Raw genomic sequence first — 18,812 nt, 5'->3', positions numbered from 1 at the left:
TATATAAAGATAGCTGCCTTGAAATAGAGGTGAATCTTGCCAATAAAAAAGGCTGACACACGGGTGTCAGCTTTTTTTGTTTTGCTTCAGTTCATGTTTGTATTTAACGTATTTCATCACAATGTAAGTTACCACTTTTCTAATAAACTTGTATATAGGTATAACTGACAAAATTAAAGGTATATATAGTATCATCATTTTTAAATTAATAATATTTACAAACGAGAATATATTCCTAAAAAGTACAATAGTTAAAACAAATAGAGTAACTAATGTAATTATCATAAATCCTATTTTTTTATCAATTGGTTTAGATATATGCCATAAGGATGTGAAGCAAACTGATCCTGTTAGTAATACACATAAAGTTGATATAACTGATTCATTAAAGTTTAACATATTCCCAACTACTGAAATTATCATTATATAAAAAACTGCACAAATTCCAGATGTTAATGCTGGTATTGAAATATTTAATAATAGATTTTCTTTTATTTGTGAATAGTTTGGTCTAAATGCTAAAAAAAACGATGGAATTCCAACTCCAAGTGAAGTTATTGGCATCAACTGTATAGGATGAAATGGGTAAGATCCCTTCATAAATATAAAAATTATAGCTAATATAATTGAATATACGGTTTTCATTAAATACTGAGATGCTACTTGCTGTATATTATTTACTACTCTTCGCCCTCCCATGACAACCCCTATCATGGAATCAAAATTAGAATCTAAAAGTACAAAATCAGAAACTCCCTTTGCTGCATCACTACCTTCTGCCATCACTATACTACAATCAGACTCTTTAAGAGCTAAAATATCATTCACTCCATCACCTGTCATTCCAACAGTATGTCCTTCATCTTTAAATATTTTTACAAGCTCCTTTTTCTGTTCGGGGCTAACTCTCCCAAAAATCTCATATTTACTTGTATAGTTTTTTAAGTCATCATTATCTGAAATACTACTCATATCTATGTATTTATCAGAATTATCAACACCAGCTCGTTTTGCAATTTGTGAAACAGTTTTTGGATTATCTCCTGATATAATTTTGATTGCTACTCCTTGTTTTTTAAAATAATTCAATGTATTTGCAGCCTCTGGTCTTATTGTATCTTCCATAATAGAAATACCTATTAATTTTCTACCTTTTGGAAACTCATTATCAACTATAGGGTCATTTGAATGTGCAAAAACTAAAACTCTCTCCCCTTTATTAGTAGCTTCATCTATTATGCTTTGAATACTTGGTGATATTTTTTCAAAAACAAATTCAGGAGCTCCCATTATATAACTACCTTCATTTTCAAAAGTAACTCCACTCCACTTTCTAGCTGATGAAAATTGCACCCTATTAATAGTTTTCCAAGATTTCGGACTTGGAAGTTCTACCTTTAAGGCTTTACTTGTTGCGTTTTCTTCTAAATTTTCTACTAAAGTTGAAATTCCTTCTTTCAACTTGTCTATTTCAAAATCTTCACATGTGATTATGTCTACTAACTTTATATTTCCATCAGTTATAGTACCTGTTTTGTCTAAACATAATAAATCTACACGAGCTAAGTTTTCAATAGACCCCATAGTTTTTACAAGAACTTTTTTCTTGCTTAGATTAATAACCTCAACTGCTAATGCAATAGAAGTTATTAATATTAAACCTTCTGGTATCATTCCAATCATAGCTGCTGAAACACCTAATATAACCTCATTTGTATTTATACCCGAAGTTGACTTTGATAAAAATAGTGCTATTCCAATTGGCACTATAAAAAAAGCAAGTCCTTTTATAATTTGTTTAAGAGTTTTTATTAATTGACTATTTATATCTTTTTCTTTCTTTGCTTCCATTGCAATTTTAGACGAATAGCTTTCTTCTCCAACATTTACAACTTTTACATATGCCATCCCACTTATAACATAGCTTCCTGACATAACTTTAGAATCTACTGTCTTTAAAATTGGATCAGATTCTCCAGTTAGTTGAGATTCATCTACCTCTATCCCATCAGTCTTAACAACTACTCCATCTGCACAAATTTGAGAACCTCTATTTATTACCATCAAATCATCTTTTACTAAATCATGTTGATTAATTTTACTCTTTTGATTATCCCTTATAACTGTTATTTTTGATTGATTTAATAAAGATAGCTTATCTATGCTTTTTTTAGCTCTTACTTCTTGGAATATACCAATAGATACATTCGAGATTAAAACGCCTAAGAACAATAGATTTTTATAACTTCCAGTATATATGATTAAAGTAGCAATTATAATATTTATAAGATTAAATAATGTACATATATTATCTTTAAATATTTTATTATAACTTCTAGTTAATGGCTTTATTGGAACATTTCTTTCCCCACGTTCAATTCTATCTATGACTTCTTTAGTCGATAATCCCTCTTGATTAAACTCTATACTCATAGACTAAACCATCCTTTCCGCATAATTTTTAAACATTTATTAGTACCATAGTTATATACTATTTTTAACATTTAAATATAAAAATATATTAACCTATAAAAAACTAATTAAACTATATTTTTCAAATTTTTTCACATATTTAAAATTTCTACTATCATATAATTTTTATAAATAAAAAAAAGCTGATATTAATATCAGCTTTTTTATCTTTTTATTAATCTAGATTTCTTAAATCATCCATTAATTTTGTTTTATCAGCAGTTTTCTCATCTTTCATTTTTATTACTTTAGCAGGAGAACCAGCTACTACCGCTCCGGCAGGAACATTTTGTGTAACTACAGATCCAGCAGCTACTACTGCACCTTCTCCTATTCTTACTCCTTCAAGTATAACTGCGTTTGCACCGATCATTGCATCATCTTCTATTATAACAGGATCTGCTGAAGGTGGTTCTAAAACACCTGCTACTACTGCTCCAGCTCCAAGGTGTACGTTTTTACCAAGTGTACCTCTAGCTCCTATTACTGCATTCATATCTACCATAGAACCTTCTCCAACTACAGCTCCTATGTTTATAACTGCACCCATCATTACTACTGCATTTTTACCTATAGTAACCATGTCTCTTATATGAGCACCTGGCTCTATTCTTGCATGTTCATGTAAGTAGTTATACATTGGTATAGCAGAGTTTCTTCTGTCATATTCCATGTGTATGTCAACTAATTTATCCTTTTGAGCATCTAAAACTGATTTTATAGAATCATAGTTTCCTATTATAGTGTATGATCCGTTGCTTCCGAATACTTTGTAGTCTTCAGTTGACTTAGCATCTAATTCTCCATTAACATAAACCTTCACTGGTGTCTTTTTTTCTACTGTTTTTATATACCTTGCTATTTCATATGCGTCATTTAAGTTTATCATCTGTACCCTCCTAATTACTTTAACATGTCATCCATATTATAATATCCAGCTTCTTTATTTGCTAAATATTTAGCTGCTGTTATTGCTCCATTTGCAAATATATCTTTAGATTGAGCTCTATGAGATATCATAACCTCTTCATCTAATCCTGCAAATATAGCTTCGTGTTCTCCAACTATTGTTCCACCTCTTATAGCATGTATACCAATTTCATTTTCATTTCTTTTGGCATCTCTACCATGTCTTCCATAGTTATATATAGAATCAGGTAAAACTTCTTTCATAGCATTTGCTACCATTATAGCAGTTCCACTTGGAGCATCTACTTTCTTATTATGATGCTTTTCTATTATTTCTATATCAAATCCTTGTAATGCTTTTGCAGCTTCTTTTACAAGCTTTAACATTACATTTACTCCTAAAGACATATTAGAAGAATGGAATATTGGTATTATCTTTGAAGCTTCTTTTATTTTTTCTAATTGTTCTTTAGTAAATCCTGTTGTAGCAATTACTAAAGGTGTTTTTGTTTTAAGTGCATAATCTAAAACATCATCAAGTGCAGAGAAATGTGAAAAATCTATTATAACATCAGCACTTTCTTGTATTTCACTCATTTTAGTGTATAGTTTATAATCAGTTGTCTCACCTGTTGGCATTGAGCATCCACAAACTAACTCTAAATCTTTATCTTCATTAACGCATCTAGTAAGCACTTTTCCCATCTTACCAAGAGCGCCATTTACTATAACTTTTATCATGTCTTTCCTCCTATAACTCAAACCCATAGTTTACAAGTTCGTCTCTTAATGTTTTTAAATTACTTTCTTCCATTGGAGCTAAAGGAAGTCTTAAATCTCCAACCTCAAAACCTAATAAATTCATAGCAGTTTTTACAGGTATTGGATTTACTTCGATAAATAGTTTATCTATTAATGATTTCATACCCAATTGTAATTTTCTTGAACCTTCAACATCACCATTTAAGAATTTTTCTACTAAATCATGAGTTTCTTTAGGACATATATTAGCAACTACTGATATAACTCCTACTCCACCAAGAGATAATAGAGGTAATATTGAATCATCATTTCCTGAGTATATTGCAAATCCTTCTGGAACTAATCTAGCTATTTCTGCTACTTGAGCTAAATCACCACTAGCTTCTTTAACAGCTACTATATTTTTAATTTCAGCAAGTTCTGCTATGACACTAGGTTTTATGTTAACCCCAGTTCTTCCTGGAACGTTATATAATATTATTGGTAACTTAGTGCTAGCTGCTATTGTTTCAAAATGAAGTTTTAATCCTCTTTGATTTGTTTTATTATAATAAGGAGTTATTACTAATAATCCATCTACTCCTAATTTTTCAGCTTCTTTGCTTAAGTAAACTGAATGCATAGTATTATTAGAACCTGTTCCAGCTATAACAGGTATTCTTTTATTTACTTTTTTAACAGTAAAATCTATAACTGCAAATTGCTCTTCATCTGACATAGTTGTAGATTCTCCAGTAGTCCCACAAACTATTAATGCATCCGTTTTATTTTCTATATGGTATTCTATTAATTCTCCAAGTTTATTGAAATCTACACCAGTTTCATTAAAAGGAGTAACTAAAGCAACTCCAGATCCCTTAAATAACATAATTTATACCTCCCAATTTTATACTAAATCATATTTTAAAAGAAGTTCAGCTATTTGAACAGTATTAGTTGCCGCACCTTTTCTTATATTGTCAGCTACTACCCACATATTTATTCCACTGTCTACACTGAAGTCTCTTCTTATTCTTCCTACAAATACTTCATCTCTTCCACTTAATTCAAATGCAGTTGGATATACGTTGTTAGCTATATCATCAACTAACTCTAATCCTTCAAAATTAGCTAATACATTCTTTAATTCATCTATTTCAAAATCATTTTCAAACTCAACGTTAACTGACTCACTATGTCCGTTTACTACTGGAACTCTTACTGTAGTTGCAGTAATTTTTAAATTATAGTCATTTAAAATCTTCATAGTTTCATTAATCATTTTCATTTCTTCTTTTGTGTATCCATTTTCCATAAATACATCTATATGAGGTAAACAGTTATAAGCTATAGGATGTGGATAAAATTGGTTTTCAACACCATTTATTCCATCTTCTAAATCTTTAGTACCCTTTACGCCTGATCCTGAAACAGCTTGATATGTTGAGTATACTATTCTTTTTATTTTATATTTATCATGAAGAGGTTTTAATGGAACCATTGCTTGGATAGTAGAACAATTTGGATTTGCAATTATTCCTTTATGTTCTTTAACAGCTTCTGGGTTAACCTCAGGTACTACTAAAGGAACATTTTCATCCATTCTCCATGCACTTGAGTTATCTACAACTATTACACCTTTTGATGCTGCTATCGGTGCATATTTTTCACTTATACTTCCTCCTGCTGAGAAAAGTGCTATTTGTATATCTCTATCAAATGAATTTTCATTTAGTTCTTCTACTGTATATTCTTTTCCTGCAAATTCTACTTTAGATCCTGCTGATCTAGCTGAAGAAAATAGGTATAAGTTATCTATTGGAAAGTTTCTTTCTTCTAATACTTTTAAGAATGTTCTTCCTACCATACCTGTCGCTCCAACTATAGCAACGTTTACTTTTTTCATATCCATACGCCTCTTTCTACTTAAAAATTTCATCATCTAAATAATATATACGTAATTCTAGTATATATTATTTTAAATATCAATATATTGTAGATAAACATAGCATTAATCGCAATAATTTAGAAAATTTAAGCACTAATATCCATGTTACTATCATCTATAATTTATACTATGATATTAATATTTCTTTAGTGAACTAATTAGTATCTTAATTTATATTGCAAACGCTTAGCAATTATGATATAATTCACTTAATTTGAATACATCACAAAAGGAAAAACCGATAGATAATGATTTATTTCTATCGGTTTTTCCTTTTTGTTTTAACTTTAATTTTCTTTACACTCTTTTATAAATCTTTTAAATATATTTAACATATGCTCACTATGGTCCACCATTAATTCTGGATGCCATTGAATCCCAAGAACAAATTTTTTACCTATTTTTTGAACAGCTTCTATTACACCATCATTTGAATATGCTATTACCTTTAAGTTATTTCCTAATGTTTTTACACTTTGATGATGATAGCTATTTACTAAAACTTTTTCATTAATAATCTCTTTTAATATAGATTCTTCTTTTATATCTATATAGTGAGTTCCTAAATATGGCTTTGTTTGTTGATTATGTTTTATATGACTACTTCTTATATATTTTAAATCTTGATATAAGCTTCCTCCTAATGCTACATTTAGTATTTGTAACCCTCTACAAATTCCAAGTATAGGCTTATCTTTTTCTAATGCTACATTTATAGCCTCTATATCAAATTCATCTATATCTGGGTAAATATAACCTAACTCTCTAACTGGTTCCTCTTTGTATAATGTAGGATTTACATCATCTCCACCTGAAATTAGAATTCCATCCATAGCTTCAATTTGTATTTTTATATTTTCTTTGTCTCCATTTACAGGAATTACAACTGGAACCCCACCAGCTTTTTCAACTGCATGTATATACGAATTTGGCAAGTGAACTCTCTCTATTCCAGTAAACGCTCCGCTATCTATAGTAGCTAAATTTGCCAATATACCTATTAAAGGTTTCATACTTATTCCCCCCACCTTATAAAATTATTTAAATTAAAATATCTTTTAATTTACTGCTACATTTATACTATGATTCTATTTACCTAAGTTTCCTCCCTCTAAATTGATTTCTTTTATAATATATTTAATTTCTTTTAAATTAATTCTTTCATTAAACATAAAAAACATACCATTAAATCTATATATAAAGATTTATATGGTAGGTTTTTTTATTTACAGTATTTTAGGGTCTATATCATTTTTTTCTTCATCATATCTATTTAAATTTCTTAAAGCAGGTCCCTCTATTACATTTCCTTTATAGTCAAACCTAGATGCATGACATGGACAATCCCATGTTTTTTCTGCGGAGTTAAAAGTTAGTTCGCATCCTAAATGTGTACAAGTAATATCTACTATATATAGCTTTCCATCATAGTCTTTGTATGCACCACATCTTTTACCATCTACATTAACTACTTTACTTTCGCCTTTTTCTAATATTAAATTATTATCCCCTATTTTTAACTTTCCACTTATATACTCCCAAGCCACATTAACATTTTGAGTTATAAATTCAGTTGTAAATACGCTACCTTTCCTAGATGGATTAAATATGTCTTCAAACTTTGACTCTCTATAACATATTAAATCTCTAATTATCATAGATGCTAATGTACCGTTTGTCATTCCCCATTTGCAAAAACCTGTTGCAACATAAAAATTATCTTCTTTTTTATTTACATACCCTATATATGGTATATTATCAAAGCTTATATAATCTTGTGCTGACCACTTACATTTAAATTGCTTAACTTTAAATTTTTCTCCTAATTCATGTATTAAATCTTCATATATTTCACCTTCATTTTTACATTGTCCAACTTTATGATCTCCTCCACCTAAAATGATTAGATTTTGGCCATCTCCACAATAAGGTTTAAATGTAAATCCACTGTCTTCAACACTTAAATACATTCCTTTTGGAATATCTCTTTCATATTCTCCAGCTAATAAATATGATCTTTCACCTTTTTCTTTAGCAAAATAAAGGTTTAATCCATCATACCAAGGAACATGAGAAGCTAATATAACATTTAATGCTTTTATTGTTTTTCCATCTTTAGTCTTCAAATTGTATATATTTTCTTTTTCATGATCTACTATAGGCGTTTCTTCATACACTTTAACTCCTAATTTTAAACATTCCTTAGTTAATTCATCTAAGTATTTTTTAGGATTAAACTGAGCTTGATTATAAAATTCTATTGCTCCTTTTACATCAAATGGTATATCTAAACTCTTATGATATTTACAATCAATTCCTAATTTTTTACAAGTTTGATATTCTTCCTCAAGCTCTTCTATGTAGTTTTCATTATCCGAGTATATAAAAGAAGACAATCTTTCAAAATTACAATCAATATTATTACTCTTTACAATTTCTTCTATTAAATCTATAGCACTTTCATTTCCTTCATGATATAGTTTAGCACTATCTAATCCATACTTATTTCTTATTTTTGAATATACAATACCATGCTGTGAGGTTACTTTTCCTGTGTTTCTTCCTGAACTTCCATATCCTATTTTATTAGCATCAACAATTGCAGTTTCTATTCCCTTTTTTGATAATAAGTAAGCAGTTGTTACACCTACTATTCCACCTCCAACTATAAGAGTATCCACCTCTAAATCTTCTTTTAGCTTTTCATAGCATTCACCTTTAGAACTTAATATCCAATATGATTCTTTCATAAGTTTATATATAACTAGCTAACCTAGTTACTCCTTTCTATATTATTTCCTTATATTTGTATAATTCCCATTTTATTAAATTTAATCTAAATTAGATCAAAAAAATAAAGTATCGCAAATGCGATACTTTATTTTTTCATTTAAAGATATTAGGCGAATGTATTATATCTAATATGACGAAACGTTAAAGCCGAGATTTATAGGCTTTAGTTAAGGAATATTAGATATAATACTGAGCCATATCTACACTTTTTAGTATTGATTTATAAAGAAGAATTCTCCTGGTCCTATAGGAGCTCCTAATAATGCCCATGCTACTGCAAATACTGTCCATGCTAATAAAAATCCTATTGATATCGGTAGCATCATTCCCATTAAGTTTCCTATACCAAAGTTTTTCTTATACTTTTGTCCGAATATAACTATAACTCCCATATAACTCATAAGTGGAGATATTATATTAGTAGATGAGTCCCCTATTCTATACATTAACTGTACTCCAGCAGGTGAGAATCCAGCACTCATAAGTATTGGTATAAATATTGGAGCTAGCAATCCATACTTCGATGTACCTCCTGCTATAAATAAGTTAACTATTGCAGTAAACCATATAAATGCAATCATTAACATCATAGCCATAAAAGTATTGTCTGTTGGTATTTGAGCTACTAGTTTTGCACCTAATGAAGCTATTAATATACCTAAATGCGAATCATTAAAGAAGTTTAAGAATTGTGCAACAAAGAATAATATAACTATTATAGAAGCCATACTCTTCATAGATGTAACCATTGCACCTATAACATCATCTTTAGTTTTAAATGTTCCTGATTTGAATCCATAAACTAAACCAGGTACTAAGAATACGATAAACATTAACATCATTATCATATCTCCACTAAAGAATATAGAATCTAAGAAGCTATTTACTCCCTTTAGTGCCATAGTTCCTTCAGGGCTTATTGATGTTAAAGAAACTGAAGTAGATAAATCTCCAACTATCGGTATTACATTATTTTTATCAAATGGTAAAACTGTTAATACTATAAATGCTATTACTCCTAATAAACTAAAATTAGCTGCTTTAAATGCTTTCTTTTCTTGATCAGTTAAATCTCCTGATTTTTCAACAACATCAGCTTCACTCTTATCATATTTTTCCATTCCTGGCTCAACTATTTTATCTATTATAAAAGTACCTATTGCTACGATTATAAATGTTGATGCCATTAAGAAGAACATATTAGATGTAGACTTTAACATTGGTGCAAAACTTGTCCCAACTAAAGCATCACCTGTTTCCGCTGCTGCTTGAGTAAACGGTATTAATAATGCATCAAATGAACCTATAAGTAAGTTTGCACTAAATCCTCCTGAAACCCCTGCAAATCCTGCTGCTAATCCGACCATAGGATTTCTTCCTATTGTATAGTATACTAATGCTGCAAGTGGTATTAACACAACATATCCTGCATCAGATGCTACATTTGACATAACCCCTAAAAATATTACAACTGGTGTTACAAGTTTAGCTGGTGTAGCTTTAACTATACTTTGTATTCCTATCGATAAATATCCACTTTGTTCCATTACCCCTATTGATAACATTATAATAAGTATTGCTCCTAGAGCTGTCATCCCCATAAAGTTTTGGATAACTGAACCTATAATATATGATAATCCATTTGAGTAAGTCTCTGAAACTGCAGTTCCAGCTGCCGTTACTTTTAAAACTTCTATAGGCTTTTGCCCTAATAGATTATTTATAGGGAATTTACCAAGTTCCGTTTCAGCAACTACATTAAAAGTTCCTAGTATTGCTGATAGTATAAGTACAGCTACAGATATATAAACAAATAATAACGCTGGACTTGGTAACTTATTCCCAACTCTTTCGATAACACCCATACACGACTGGAGCCTCGACTGTTTTTCTTTTTTACTTGTTACATTTAATTCCATTATAATTCCTCCTAAAAAAAAATTTATACATATGAATTCGTTTTCCCGAGATTCATTATACTACATATATTTTATTTTTTCTACAATTTAGAATATTTTAATATTTGAAACTTTTCTTCTTATTTCGAGTTTTTTTGTCGAATTCGTTTCATTTTTAGCAAATTTAAAATTTAATTTTATATATAAAAGTATTTTTATGTATAAAAAGCAAGTTAGATTTCTTATTATAATAAAAACATAAATTTTCAAGCTCATTTTTTTGTTCAATTTTTTTAATAAGATTTCTTATTTTTCAGTTTTATTTATAAAATTGAATATTTTTTTGTATATAATTCATTTTTTTGTTTATACTTTTAATATAATTTCAAATGCAATTTTTAATTATATCACTAAACATACTATACTTATTTCTCCTTTAAAAAAGACGGGTGCTACCACTGACACCCGTCTTTTTATTTTATATATTTATGTAATTGATTTATATTTTCTTTCATGTTAGCATCAATAACCCACATTCCATTGATTGTTTTTGTTTCAAAACTACCTTCAACTGGAATCATATACTGATTTATTTTATAATTTTTTTCATTTTGCATTTTTTCTTGTATATATTTTATATCATTGACTGGTATATTCGTACTAACTTGAGACATCATTTCCATATTAACTTCAAACTTTTTGCTAGAATCTAAATTTTCATATTTATTTATTATAGATTTTAAAACTGTTCTTTGTCTTTGAGTTCTTTCGTAATCTCCATTACCTTCTTTTCTTATTCTGCTATATGCAACAGCTTGTCTTCCATTTAAATTTTTATTCTCCATTCCCTCAATGTAATCAGTTCCATAAGGTAATTTTTCTATATTATTAATTTCATCTAAGTTTTTATTTATTTGATTTGCTTCATAATCTTTAAGGTCTATATCTACGCCCCCAACTAAATCAATTAATTTAGCTAAACTAAAAAAATCTACACTTACATAGTTCTTTAAATTCAAATCAAAATTTGAGTTTAAAGTATCAAGCGCTAACTTAGCTCCTCCATATGCATATGAATGATTTAGTTTTTCCTTTCCATGCCCTTCGATATCTACTAATGTATCTCTAAGTATAGATACTAAGTTAACAGTTTTATTTTCCAAATCCACACTAGCAACCATTATAGAATCTGCTCTAGCTTTTTCTTCCTTACTTCTTCTATCTAATCCAAATAAAGCTATATTAATAACTTTTTGATGTTCAATTTTTTCACTTTGTGTTTTTTCCATATCAATTTTTTGTTTTTTATTACTATCTTTTATTAATAAGTACAATGCAGATATAGGCAAAATAATAACTATTAATAAAATAAAAATAATTTTTTTATTAAGTTTCACAAATTCACATCCTCATTTTATTTATGATTTAATTATTAATAATTAACTAGGTTTTATAAATAATTCAAAATTTCTTAAGCGTAAAAAATATCCTAGGTATTTTGACCCAGGACATTTATTGAATAGATTCATTAAAATCTTTTAAAGTTTTTATTTCGTCTATTATCTTACTTAAATGGTAATTGAACACAGGACTCTTATTTTCTTCAACATCAAAACAAATTTCCTCTGTGTTGTACAATTCTTTTATTGCATTAAAATTTTCTTTATTTAGATATAACTTATTTTCTAATAGCTCTATAGACTGCATGTGGAAATAAATTTCTCTGCATATACTTATAGATCTTTCTAAATTTTCTATATCAGCTTCATATTTACCACCATAATCTAATTCATCAGACAATTTAGAGTATATTTTATCTAATTGTTGTATATTCTTTTTAAATATGTTTATATCTAAGCTTTCTTCGTTTACAATTTTTGACTCTATAAGTTGTATAGCTGATTTTTCTATATTTTTAAATTCATTTATAGTCTTGTCTAAGTAATTAGGTCTTGCTATTAAGTAGTTTGTAACTACTCCTATTACTACCCCAACAGATGTATCTATAACTCTATGTATAGAATAGTATGCCGGATTATATGTTCCAACGCCTAAGTGTATTGCTAAAAATGTTACACATGATACTACTACAGAGTTCACTTTTAATAAATTACACGCATATATAGTTAGCATTATACCTATTCCACATAAAATAGGTTCTCCTGGCTGTATAAGTGCAAATAAAAATCCTATTATACCTCCTACAATTGTTCCTTTTACTCTGTTTAGACCTGCTTTCATAGATCCTTTAACTGTATCTTGAACAGAAATTACACATGCTATTGCGCAGTAAAAAATTTTTTGAACAAGAAATTGCCCTAATAATATACATAGCATTACAGCTATTCCTGTTTTTATGGTTCTCATGCCCATTTTCTGTAGCTTCACTATATTTACCTCCTAGTATATCTACGATTAGTCTTTACTCTTTATTTTGTCATTAATATAGTATAATTTATTATTTAACATTTTGGTATACTTAAAATCATTTATTTTGTAATTTATTTTTACCCCACTTTTTTTAATATAATCAGTTAATAATTATACTATACAATTATAGCACAATAAAGTAGAGTATCTCATTTAGATACTCTACTTTAGTTTATTGAGGATTATAAACAGTTTTTTCTTCCTTATCATATATAATAAGAGAATTTGCTTTTACTGTATCATTTTTATATTTAAAGTCTTTATTAGAGAAATTTGCTACAACTCTCAAATCATCTCCATAACAAGTCGTCTGAACTAATCTATCACTACTTAAAAACTCAAAGTCAGTCATAGGCTTATTTATAGCTTTTTTATCAAACTCTGACCAAACTTTATCATGGTTTAAAATTTCTTTTTTATGTTTCTCCCATTCACTTTTATCTATATGATACATAGGAGCTGTGTTATATAAAACTTCTTTCATCATTCTATTTTCCACTTCACCTTGTATTTTAAATGTACCCCATAGCCACTGATCTGAAGTTACAACAGAATCATTATAAACTAATCTAAATAAAGGAAGTGAATATGTTGGATCTATAAATATCTTTTTATATAAATCTTTAACAGGAACTTGTTTTTCAAAAATTTCTGGAACTCCTCCTGTAGGTGAATAATATCTACCTACATAATACTCACTATCTTTATTTTTATTCATATCTGGATCTATCCATGAAAAAGCAGGTGTTTCAAGCCCATGTGCAAATGCTATAGTCGTACTCGCAAAATCATTTCCACCTTCTGATCCTACAACCATATTTTTATCATCGCTTATATAACTCATTCTTTTTAATCTAGCATTTAAATCTTGTTCTTGAGTTGTAATATGATTTTTAGAATAATCATCGTAAATTTCTCCAGTTGCATCACAGTCTATAAACCATGAGTTAAATTTATATCCTTCATTAAGAATCTTGTTTACTCTTGATTTTACACTAGGCATAGATAATGTAGGATTTAGTTTTCTACCTGTTCCTTGGAATCCTTCTAATTTTTTTCCATTCTTATCTTCTATTGTTGCATTATCATATAATGATTTATCATCAAATTTAGCTGTACTCCATTTTTCCTCACCTGGCTTATGAATTGAATGATACGAATCATAAGGTCCAACTAAATATCCATAGTCATTAGCTTTTTTTACAAACTCTGGTGAAACATATCCCGCCTCTAAATCATCAAATCCTATCCAAGCATTATCTATTCCTGATTTTTTCATATCATCTAATACATCTACCGTATTATTTCTTGCCCAATAAGTTGTCGGAGTTGTTGAATCTTTAAGTTTTGATTTTAATAACTCTTTATTTAATGAAATTAATTCATTTCTATTTAAATTATTTATGCCTTTTTTTACAACAGCTTGAGTTTCTTTATTTAAATCTTTAAATACATTAGGATTATAAAATTCTTTTAACATCATAACTGAATTAAATCCACTTACTATTGTTTGTTTTTGATATTTATCTACATAATCTTGACTTTTTATAGCATCTAAAACATTCGAAACCTCTTTGCCATCTTCTACTTTTGTATTTAGAAGCTCTTTCATCCAGTTTATGAATTCTTCATCCATGTTTTGTCTTAATAAGTTCCACTTAATATCATCAACAGTAATTACAGATTTGCCCCAGAAATAAATCTGAGATGCTCCATATAATTTTTCTATATTTTTATTTTCTTTTGCTTTTTCTGCTAATGTTTTAAAATCTCCATTTTCAATTACAAAATTCTTATAATTTTTAGCTACATCATTTACATTCTTCTCTGTTATATATATCCTAAATCCATAGTCTTTATTTTTATTTATGCTTGGATATTCATGAGTAAAATCAAACTTTATATCATTTTTTGTATCAAATTTAATCTCATCATTATATTTATTTTTCATTATATAAGTGGCTGCAAAGTTACTTTTATTTACTGAGAAAAATTGCATAGAAAAACTCTCTATAGTATTAAATATTTGCTCATTTAAATACTCTTTCCAGTATTTATCATTACTTGGTATAAACTTTCCTTCATTTATAGGAAGTACATAACTTTCCCCACTAACACTTGGCCAAGTAAAAGTGTTAGTTTCTTTAGATGTTGATTTGATGTCTACATCTAAGTAATTATCTTTCTTTTTTATATCTACATTAATATGTTCATCTGGGTATGTCCATGAAATTTCATTGTCTTTCTTTTTTAAATTAGTAACAGATCTTTCTTTCATAGGTTCTGAGATAGTTTCTTTTTTTCCATCAACATCTACAGATACTTGAAAGTTTTTAGGATTAACGTCATATTTAAAATCTAAGTTATTAACTTTTTCTACCTTAGCTGATATATCTTCATCACTTTTAGTAAGCCCGTTACTACACCCCGCTAAGCTTGTTCCTATAAGTACAAAGCTTAACAATAACGATATTTTTTTATTCATCTTTATCACCTCAAAGTCATTTTAGTTTATTTTTGTTACACGTATGTTACAGTTTTATTTACTCTGAACTTCATTATCTATAAGCTGTAAATTATATTGCTTTATTATCTCAATTAATCTATTTGCATAAACCTTTTCGCCTTTTTCATTTGTATCTGTGCTGTACCCTGCATTTTGTAAAGCTTTTGCCTGGTATATATATGTCTTAGCATTAAATACACCATTGTTTTGATATCTCTTATTTTCATATAAAAACTTTGCATGATCATCAATAGATTGCCCTGCATCTTTATATTTTCTAAACTTTCCATTTACAGTGTTGCTTTTAAATTCTCTAGTTTCTAAGGTTACATACTCTCCTTTCCAATTTGCGTCTGCTTTAATTCCAAATAAGTTATTATAATCCTTAGCTAATCTTGATTGACCCCATCCGGATTCTAATATTGCTTGGGCTATAGTTATAGATGGTAAAACTTTATACTTTTCATAATTTTGTATTGCATCATCTTTTATTGAATTTATAAACTTTGTGTAATCACTATTTTTACTTAACCTTTGTGGCATTACTCCAAAGTCACTAAGTTGATTTATATACCTGTGCGTCAGGCTTTTTTCAAATTTATTAAATTTAAGTTTGCTTGTAACTTCATCAACACTATTTAAAATTTTTGATTCATTATTTTCATTTAAAAATAATTTAGATACTTTTTTAATTTCATCTTCTTTAACATTATTTAAATTATTCTTTTCCTTAACTCCAATGATAGCTGCAACATACTTCCAATTTATCTGAGCTTTATTATCACTAACTTCATCTACTACCTTTATAAATTTAGAAACATCTATATCTTCTTTATTTATATCTTTTAAAGAATAAAAACTTATCATTATATAAATTAATCCTATTAAAACAACTATCATTGCCAAAAACCCTTTGTTTTTCATAATCTCACACTCCTTGTTTATTTGTTATGTGGTTATTATAAAAAAAGTTTGTTTCATGAATGTTACAAAATACAAAAGGAGGCTATATAAATTTTGCGTCTAAAGCTTGGAAAATGCTTTAAAAGTCGCTAAAATTTATATAGCCTCCTTAATGTTTCTTTTTATTTAGAACTCTATAAAAAATTCTATATATTCATTTTTTAATTTTGTTCCATATGTTAAATTTTGTGCATCTAATATTTCCTTTACTAAACTAAGCCCTAATCCCGTTCCAGATAATTGTCTATTTCTTGATTTTTCTAATACATAAAATGGCTTCCATATATTATCTAATTCAGATTCTATTACTCCGCTAGCTCTATTGGATACAGACACATATACTTTTTCATTTTTATTTAAAGATATATATATCTTGTTATCAATGGTATATTTTATAGAATTACTTATTAAGTTTCTTAGTACAATTTTTATTCCTTCTATATCTCCATCAATCATAAATTCTTTTTTATCTATATTTAAATTAATCTCTATATGATTTTCATTTATAATCAATTTATATTCATCTATAATTAACAACAATATTTCCTTTAAATCAAATGAATTTATTTTCACTTCTCTTTTTTCGTATTTCGAAAGATAAATTAAGTTATTGATTATATCATTCATCTTTTCACTTTCTTCTATTATTGTGTCTAAATAAGTTCCATCATCTATTCCATCTTGTATTCCCATAGCATAAGCTTTTATAAGCGCTATAGGTGTTTTTAATTCATGAGATGCTCCACCTATAAATATTTTTAAGTTTTCATTTCTCTTATTTAATTCATTTTGTGCTTTTTGCAAACTTACACTCATTTGATTAACACTATCTGCTAATTCTTCTATTTCATCATTAGTTTTTATTTTTTCTGTTCTAAAATTTAACTTTGCTATATCTTTAGATAATAGCTTTATTTTTTCAAGTGGATCAATTATCTTTTTAGATAAAATAAACGTCAATAATATTATTATTAACACTGAAAAACTATTAAGTATTAAATTAAATTTATTTATTATAGAAATAGTTTCTTGAGAATGTTCTATAGGCATTGATATTGCAAATATATAATTATCTTTCAATATAAATTTGACTAATAGGCTGTACTTTAGATTTCCCTGATTATATATTTTATTAATACTTTTTTCCTTCATGTCCTCAACTAAATAATGAGAAATCCAAAATTTCTTAAGTTTTATATCTTTCTTTTCAAACTCTTTTATCAGGCCTTCCGTTATAGCATCTTCATTTATACCATTTGCCATATCTAAATGAGTATAAATCATATTTATTCCATATTTATCCTCTATCCTATCTATGTCTTTAATAATAGTATCTGAGTCTAATTTTTCAATTTTATCTCCAACAGTATTTATAATTTTCTTTTTTTCATGTAAATAATACTTATGTATAAAAATATTATTTATAGTTAGCGATAGTATAGATACAATTACTACAACTAAAGATATACTAATAGCTAGCTTTTTATTAAGTTTAGTCATTATTTTCCTCCAAACTATAACCTAATCCTCTATGTGTAACTATAAAATTTTCACCTATTTTTGTTCTTAATCTTCTTATATGTGTATCTACTGTTCTAAAATCACCAAAATAATCCATACCCCAAACTAAATCAAGTAATTTTTCTCTTGAAAGTATTACACCTTTATTATTAATAAAGCATTTTAATAACTCAAATTCTGTTTTAGTAAGGCCTATATCTTCGTTATCCTTAAATGCTTTTGTAAATTTAAAATCTATTTTTAAATTTTTAATTGTAACTATATCACTGTATCCCATAAGTTTTTTAGCCCTTATTATTAAAATTCTAGGATCAAATGGCTTTCTGACATAGTCATCAGCTCCAAAATTGAGAGCATCTACCTCATCATCACTCTGGCTCTTTGCTGTTAACATCATTACCTTTATATTACTGCTCTCTTTTATTTCCTTGCAAACTTCTATCCCATCTATTTTAGGCATCATCCAATCTAGTATAGCTAAATCAATTTTATTTTTATAGAATACATCTAATGCTTCTTCTCCATTGCTAGCAGTAAAAACATTAAATCCTTCTTTTCTTAAATAAGCTTCTATGATTTTTAGCATACTTAATTCATCATCAGCAACTAATATATTCATCTTTTCACATCC

At 27.8% G+C, this 18,812-nt stretch carries 14 protein-coding genes; all 14 read right to left on the bottom strand.

From position 1 onward, the window contains the following. Positions 1 to 66: 66 nt before the first annotated feature. Positions 67 to 2,433 (bottom strand): HAD-IC family P-type ATPase, encoded by a 2,367-nt coding sequence (locus tag KXZ80_RS04790; RefSeq protein ID WP_021432317.1) that lies wholly within the window; start codon positions 2,431 to 2,433, stop codon positions 67 to 69. Between the two features lie 214 nt (positions 2,434 to 2,647). Further along, complete coding sequence (gene dapD, locus KXZ80_RS04785) at positions 2,648 to 3,361, bottom strand: 2,3,4,5-tetrahydropyridine-2,6-dicarboxylate N-acetyltransferase (RefSeq protein WP_021430864.1); 714 nt, start codon at positions 3,359 to 3,361, stop codon at positions 2,648 to 2,650. A 14-nt stretch (positions 3,362 to 3,375) separates the two neighbouring features. Then, positions 3,376 to 4,122 carry a 4-hydroxy-tetrahydrodipicolinate reductase gene (dapB, locus tag KXZ80_RS04780; RefSeq protein ID WP_021432316.1) on the bottom strand — a complete coding sequence of 249 codons (747 nt, stop codon included), beginning with the start codon at positions 4,120 to 4,122 and terminating at the stop codon, positions 3,376 to 3,378. A gap of 10 nt (positions 4,123 to 4,132) precedes the next feature. Beyond that, positions 4,133 to 5,011: a 4-hydroxy-tetrahydrodipicolinate synthase gene (dapA, locus tag KXZ80_RS04775; protein ID WP_021430862.1), complete on the bottom strand. Its 879-nt coding sequence runs from the start codon at positions 5,009 to 5,011 to the stop codon at positions 4,133 to 4,135. 18 nt (positions 5,012 to 5,029) lie between these two features. Continuing rightward, complete coding sequence (locus KXZ80_RS04770; RefSeq protein WP_021432315.1) at positions 5,030 to 6,028, bottom strand: aspartate-semialdehyde dehydrogenase; 999 nt, start codon at positions 6,026 to 6,028, stop codon at positions 5,030 to 5,032. Positions 6,029 to 6,357: 329 nt separating this feature from the next. After that, entirely contained in the window at positions 6,358 to 7,083 is a 726-nt protein-coding gene (locus KXZ80_RS04765; RefSeq protein ID WP_021432314.1) for a gamma-glutamyl-gamma-aminobutyrate hydrolase family protein, read from the bottom strand. Positions 7,084 to 7,296: 213 nt separating this feature from the next. Continuing rightward, complete coding sequence (locus KXZ80_RS04760; protein WP_021432313.1) at positions 7,297 to 8,820, bottom strand: FAD-dependent oxidoreductase; 1,524 nt, start codon at positions 8,818 to 8,820, stop codon at positions 7,297 to 7,299. A 252-nt stretch (positions 8,821 to 9,072) separates the two neighbouring features. Next, positions 9,073 to 10,782: an AbgT family transporter gene (locus tag KXZ80_RS04755; RefSeq protein ID WP_021432312.1), complete on the bottom strand. Its 1,710-nt coding sequence runs from the start codon at positions 10,780 to 10,782 to the stop codon at positions 9,073 to 9,075. 452 nt (positions 10,783 to 11,234) lie between these two features. Next, positions 11,235 to 12,158 carry an LCP family protein gene (locus tag KXZ80_RS04750; protein WP_021432311.1) on the bottom strand — a complete coding sequence of 308 codons (924 nt, stop codon included), beginning with the start codon at positions 12,156 to 12,158 and terminating at the stop codon, positions 11,235 to 11,237. Between the two features lie 115 nt (positions 12,159 to 12,273). After that, a complete protein-coding gene (locus KXZ80_RS04745; RefSeq protein WP_021432310.1) occupies positions 12,274 to 13,149 on the bottom strand; it encodes an FUSC family protein in 876 nt (291 codons plus the stop codon). Between the two features lie 214 nt (positions 13,150 to 13,363). Continuing rightward, on the bottom strand, positions 13,364 to 15,676 hold the full coding sequence (locus tag KXZ80_RS04740; RefSeq protein WP_021432309.1) for a glycoside hydrolase: 2,313 nt from the start codon (positions 15,674 to 15,676) through the stop codon (positions 13,364 to 13,366). A gap of 54 nt (positions 15,677 to 15,730) precedes the next feature. Next, the gene (locus tag KXZ80_RS04735; protein WP_021432308.1) at positions 15,731 to 16,621 is read right to left on the bottom strand and encodes a glycoside hydrolase family 73 protein; all 891 of its coding nucleotides are present in this window, start codon (positions 16,619 to 16,621) and stop codon (positions 15,731 to 15,733) included. A 165-nt stretch (positions 16,622 to 16,786) separates the two neighbouring features. After that, positions 16,787 to 18,160, bottom strand: a complete 1,374-nt coding sequence (locus tag KXZ80_RS04730; protein ID WP_021432307.1) for a sensor histidine kinase — start codon at positions 18,158 to 18,160, stop codon at positions 16,787 to 16,789. Then, positions 18,153 to 18,800, bottom strand: coding sequence for a response regulator transcription factor (locus KXZ80_RS04725; protein ID WP_021432306.1), 648 nt, complete (start codon positions 18,798 to 18,800; stop codon positions 18,153 to 18,155). The genes KXZ80_RS04730 and KXZ80_RS04725 overlap by 8 nt, the downstream gene beginning before the upstream one ends. Positions 18,801 to 18,812: the final 12 nt, after the last annotated feature.

The organism is Paraclostridium bifermentans, assembly GCF_019916025.1.
Classification (GTDB): Bacteria; Bacillota; Clostridia; order Peptostreptococcales; family Peptostreptococcaceae; genus Paraclostridium; species Paraclostridium bifermentans.
This window is presented reverse-complemented; position numbering and strand designations above follow the sequence as displayed.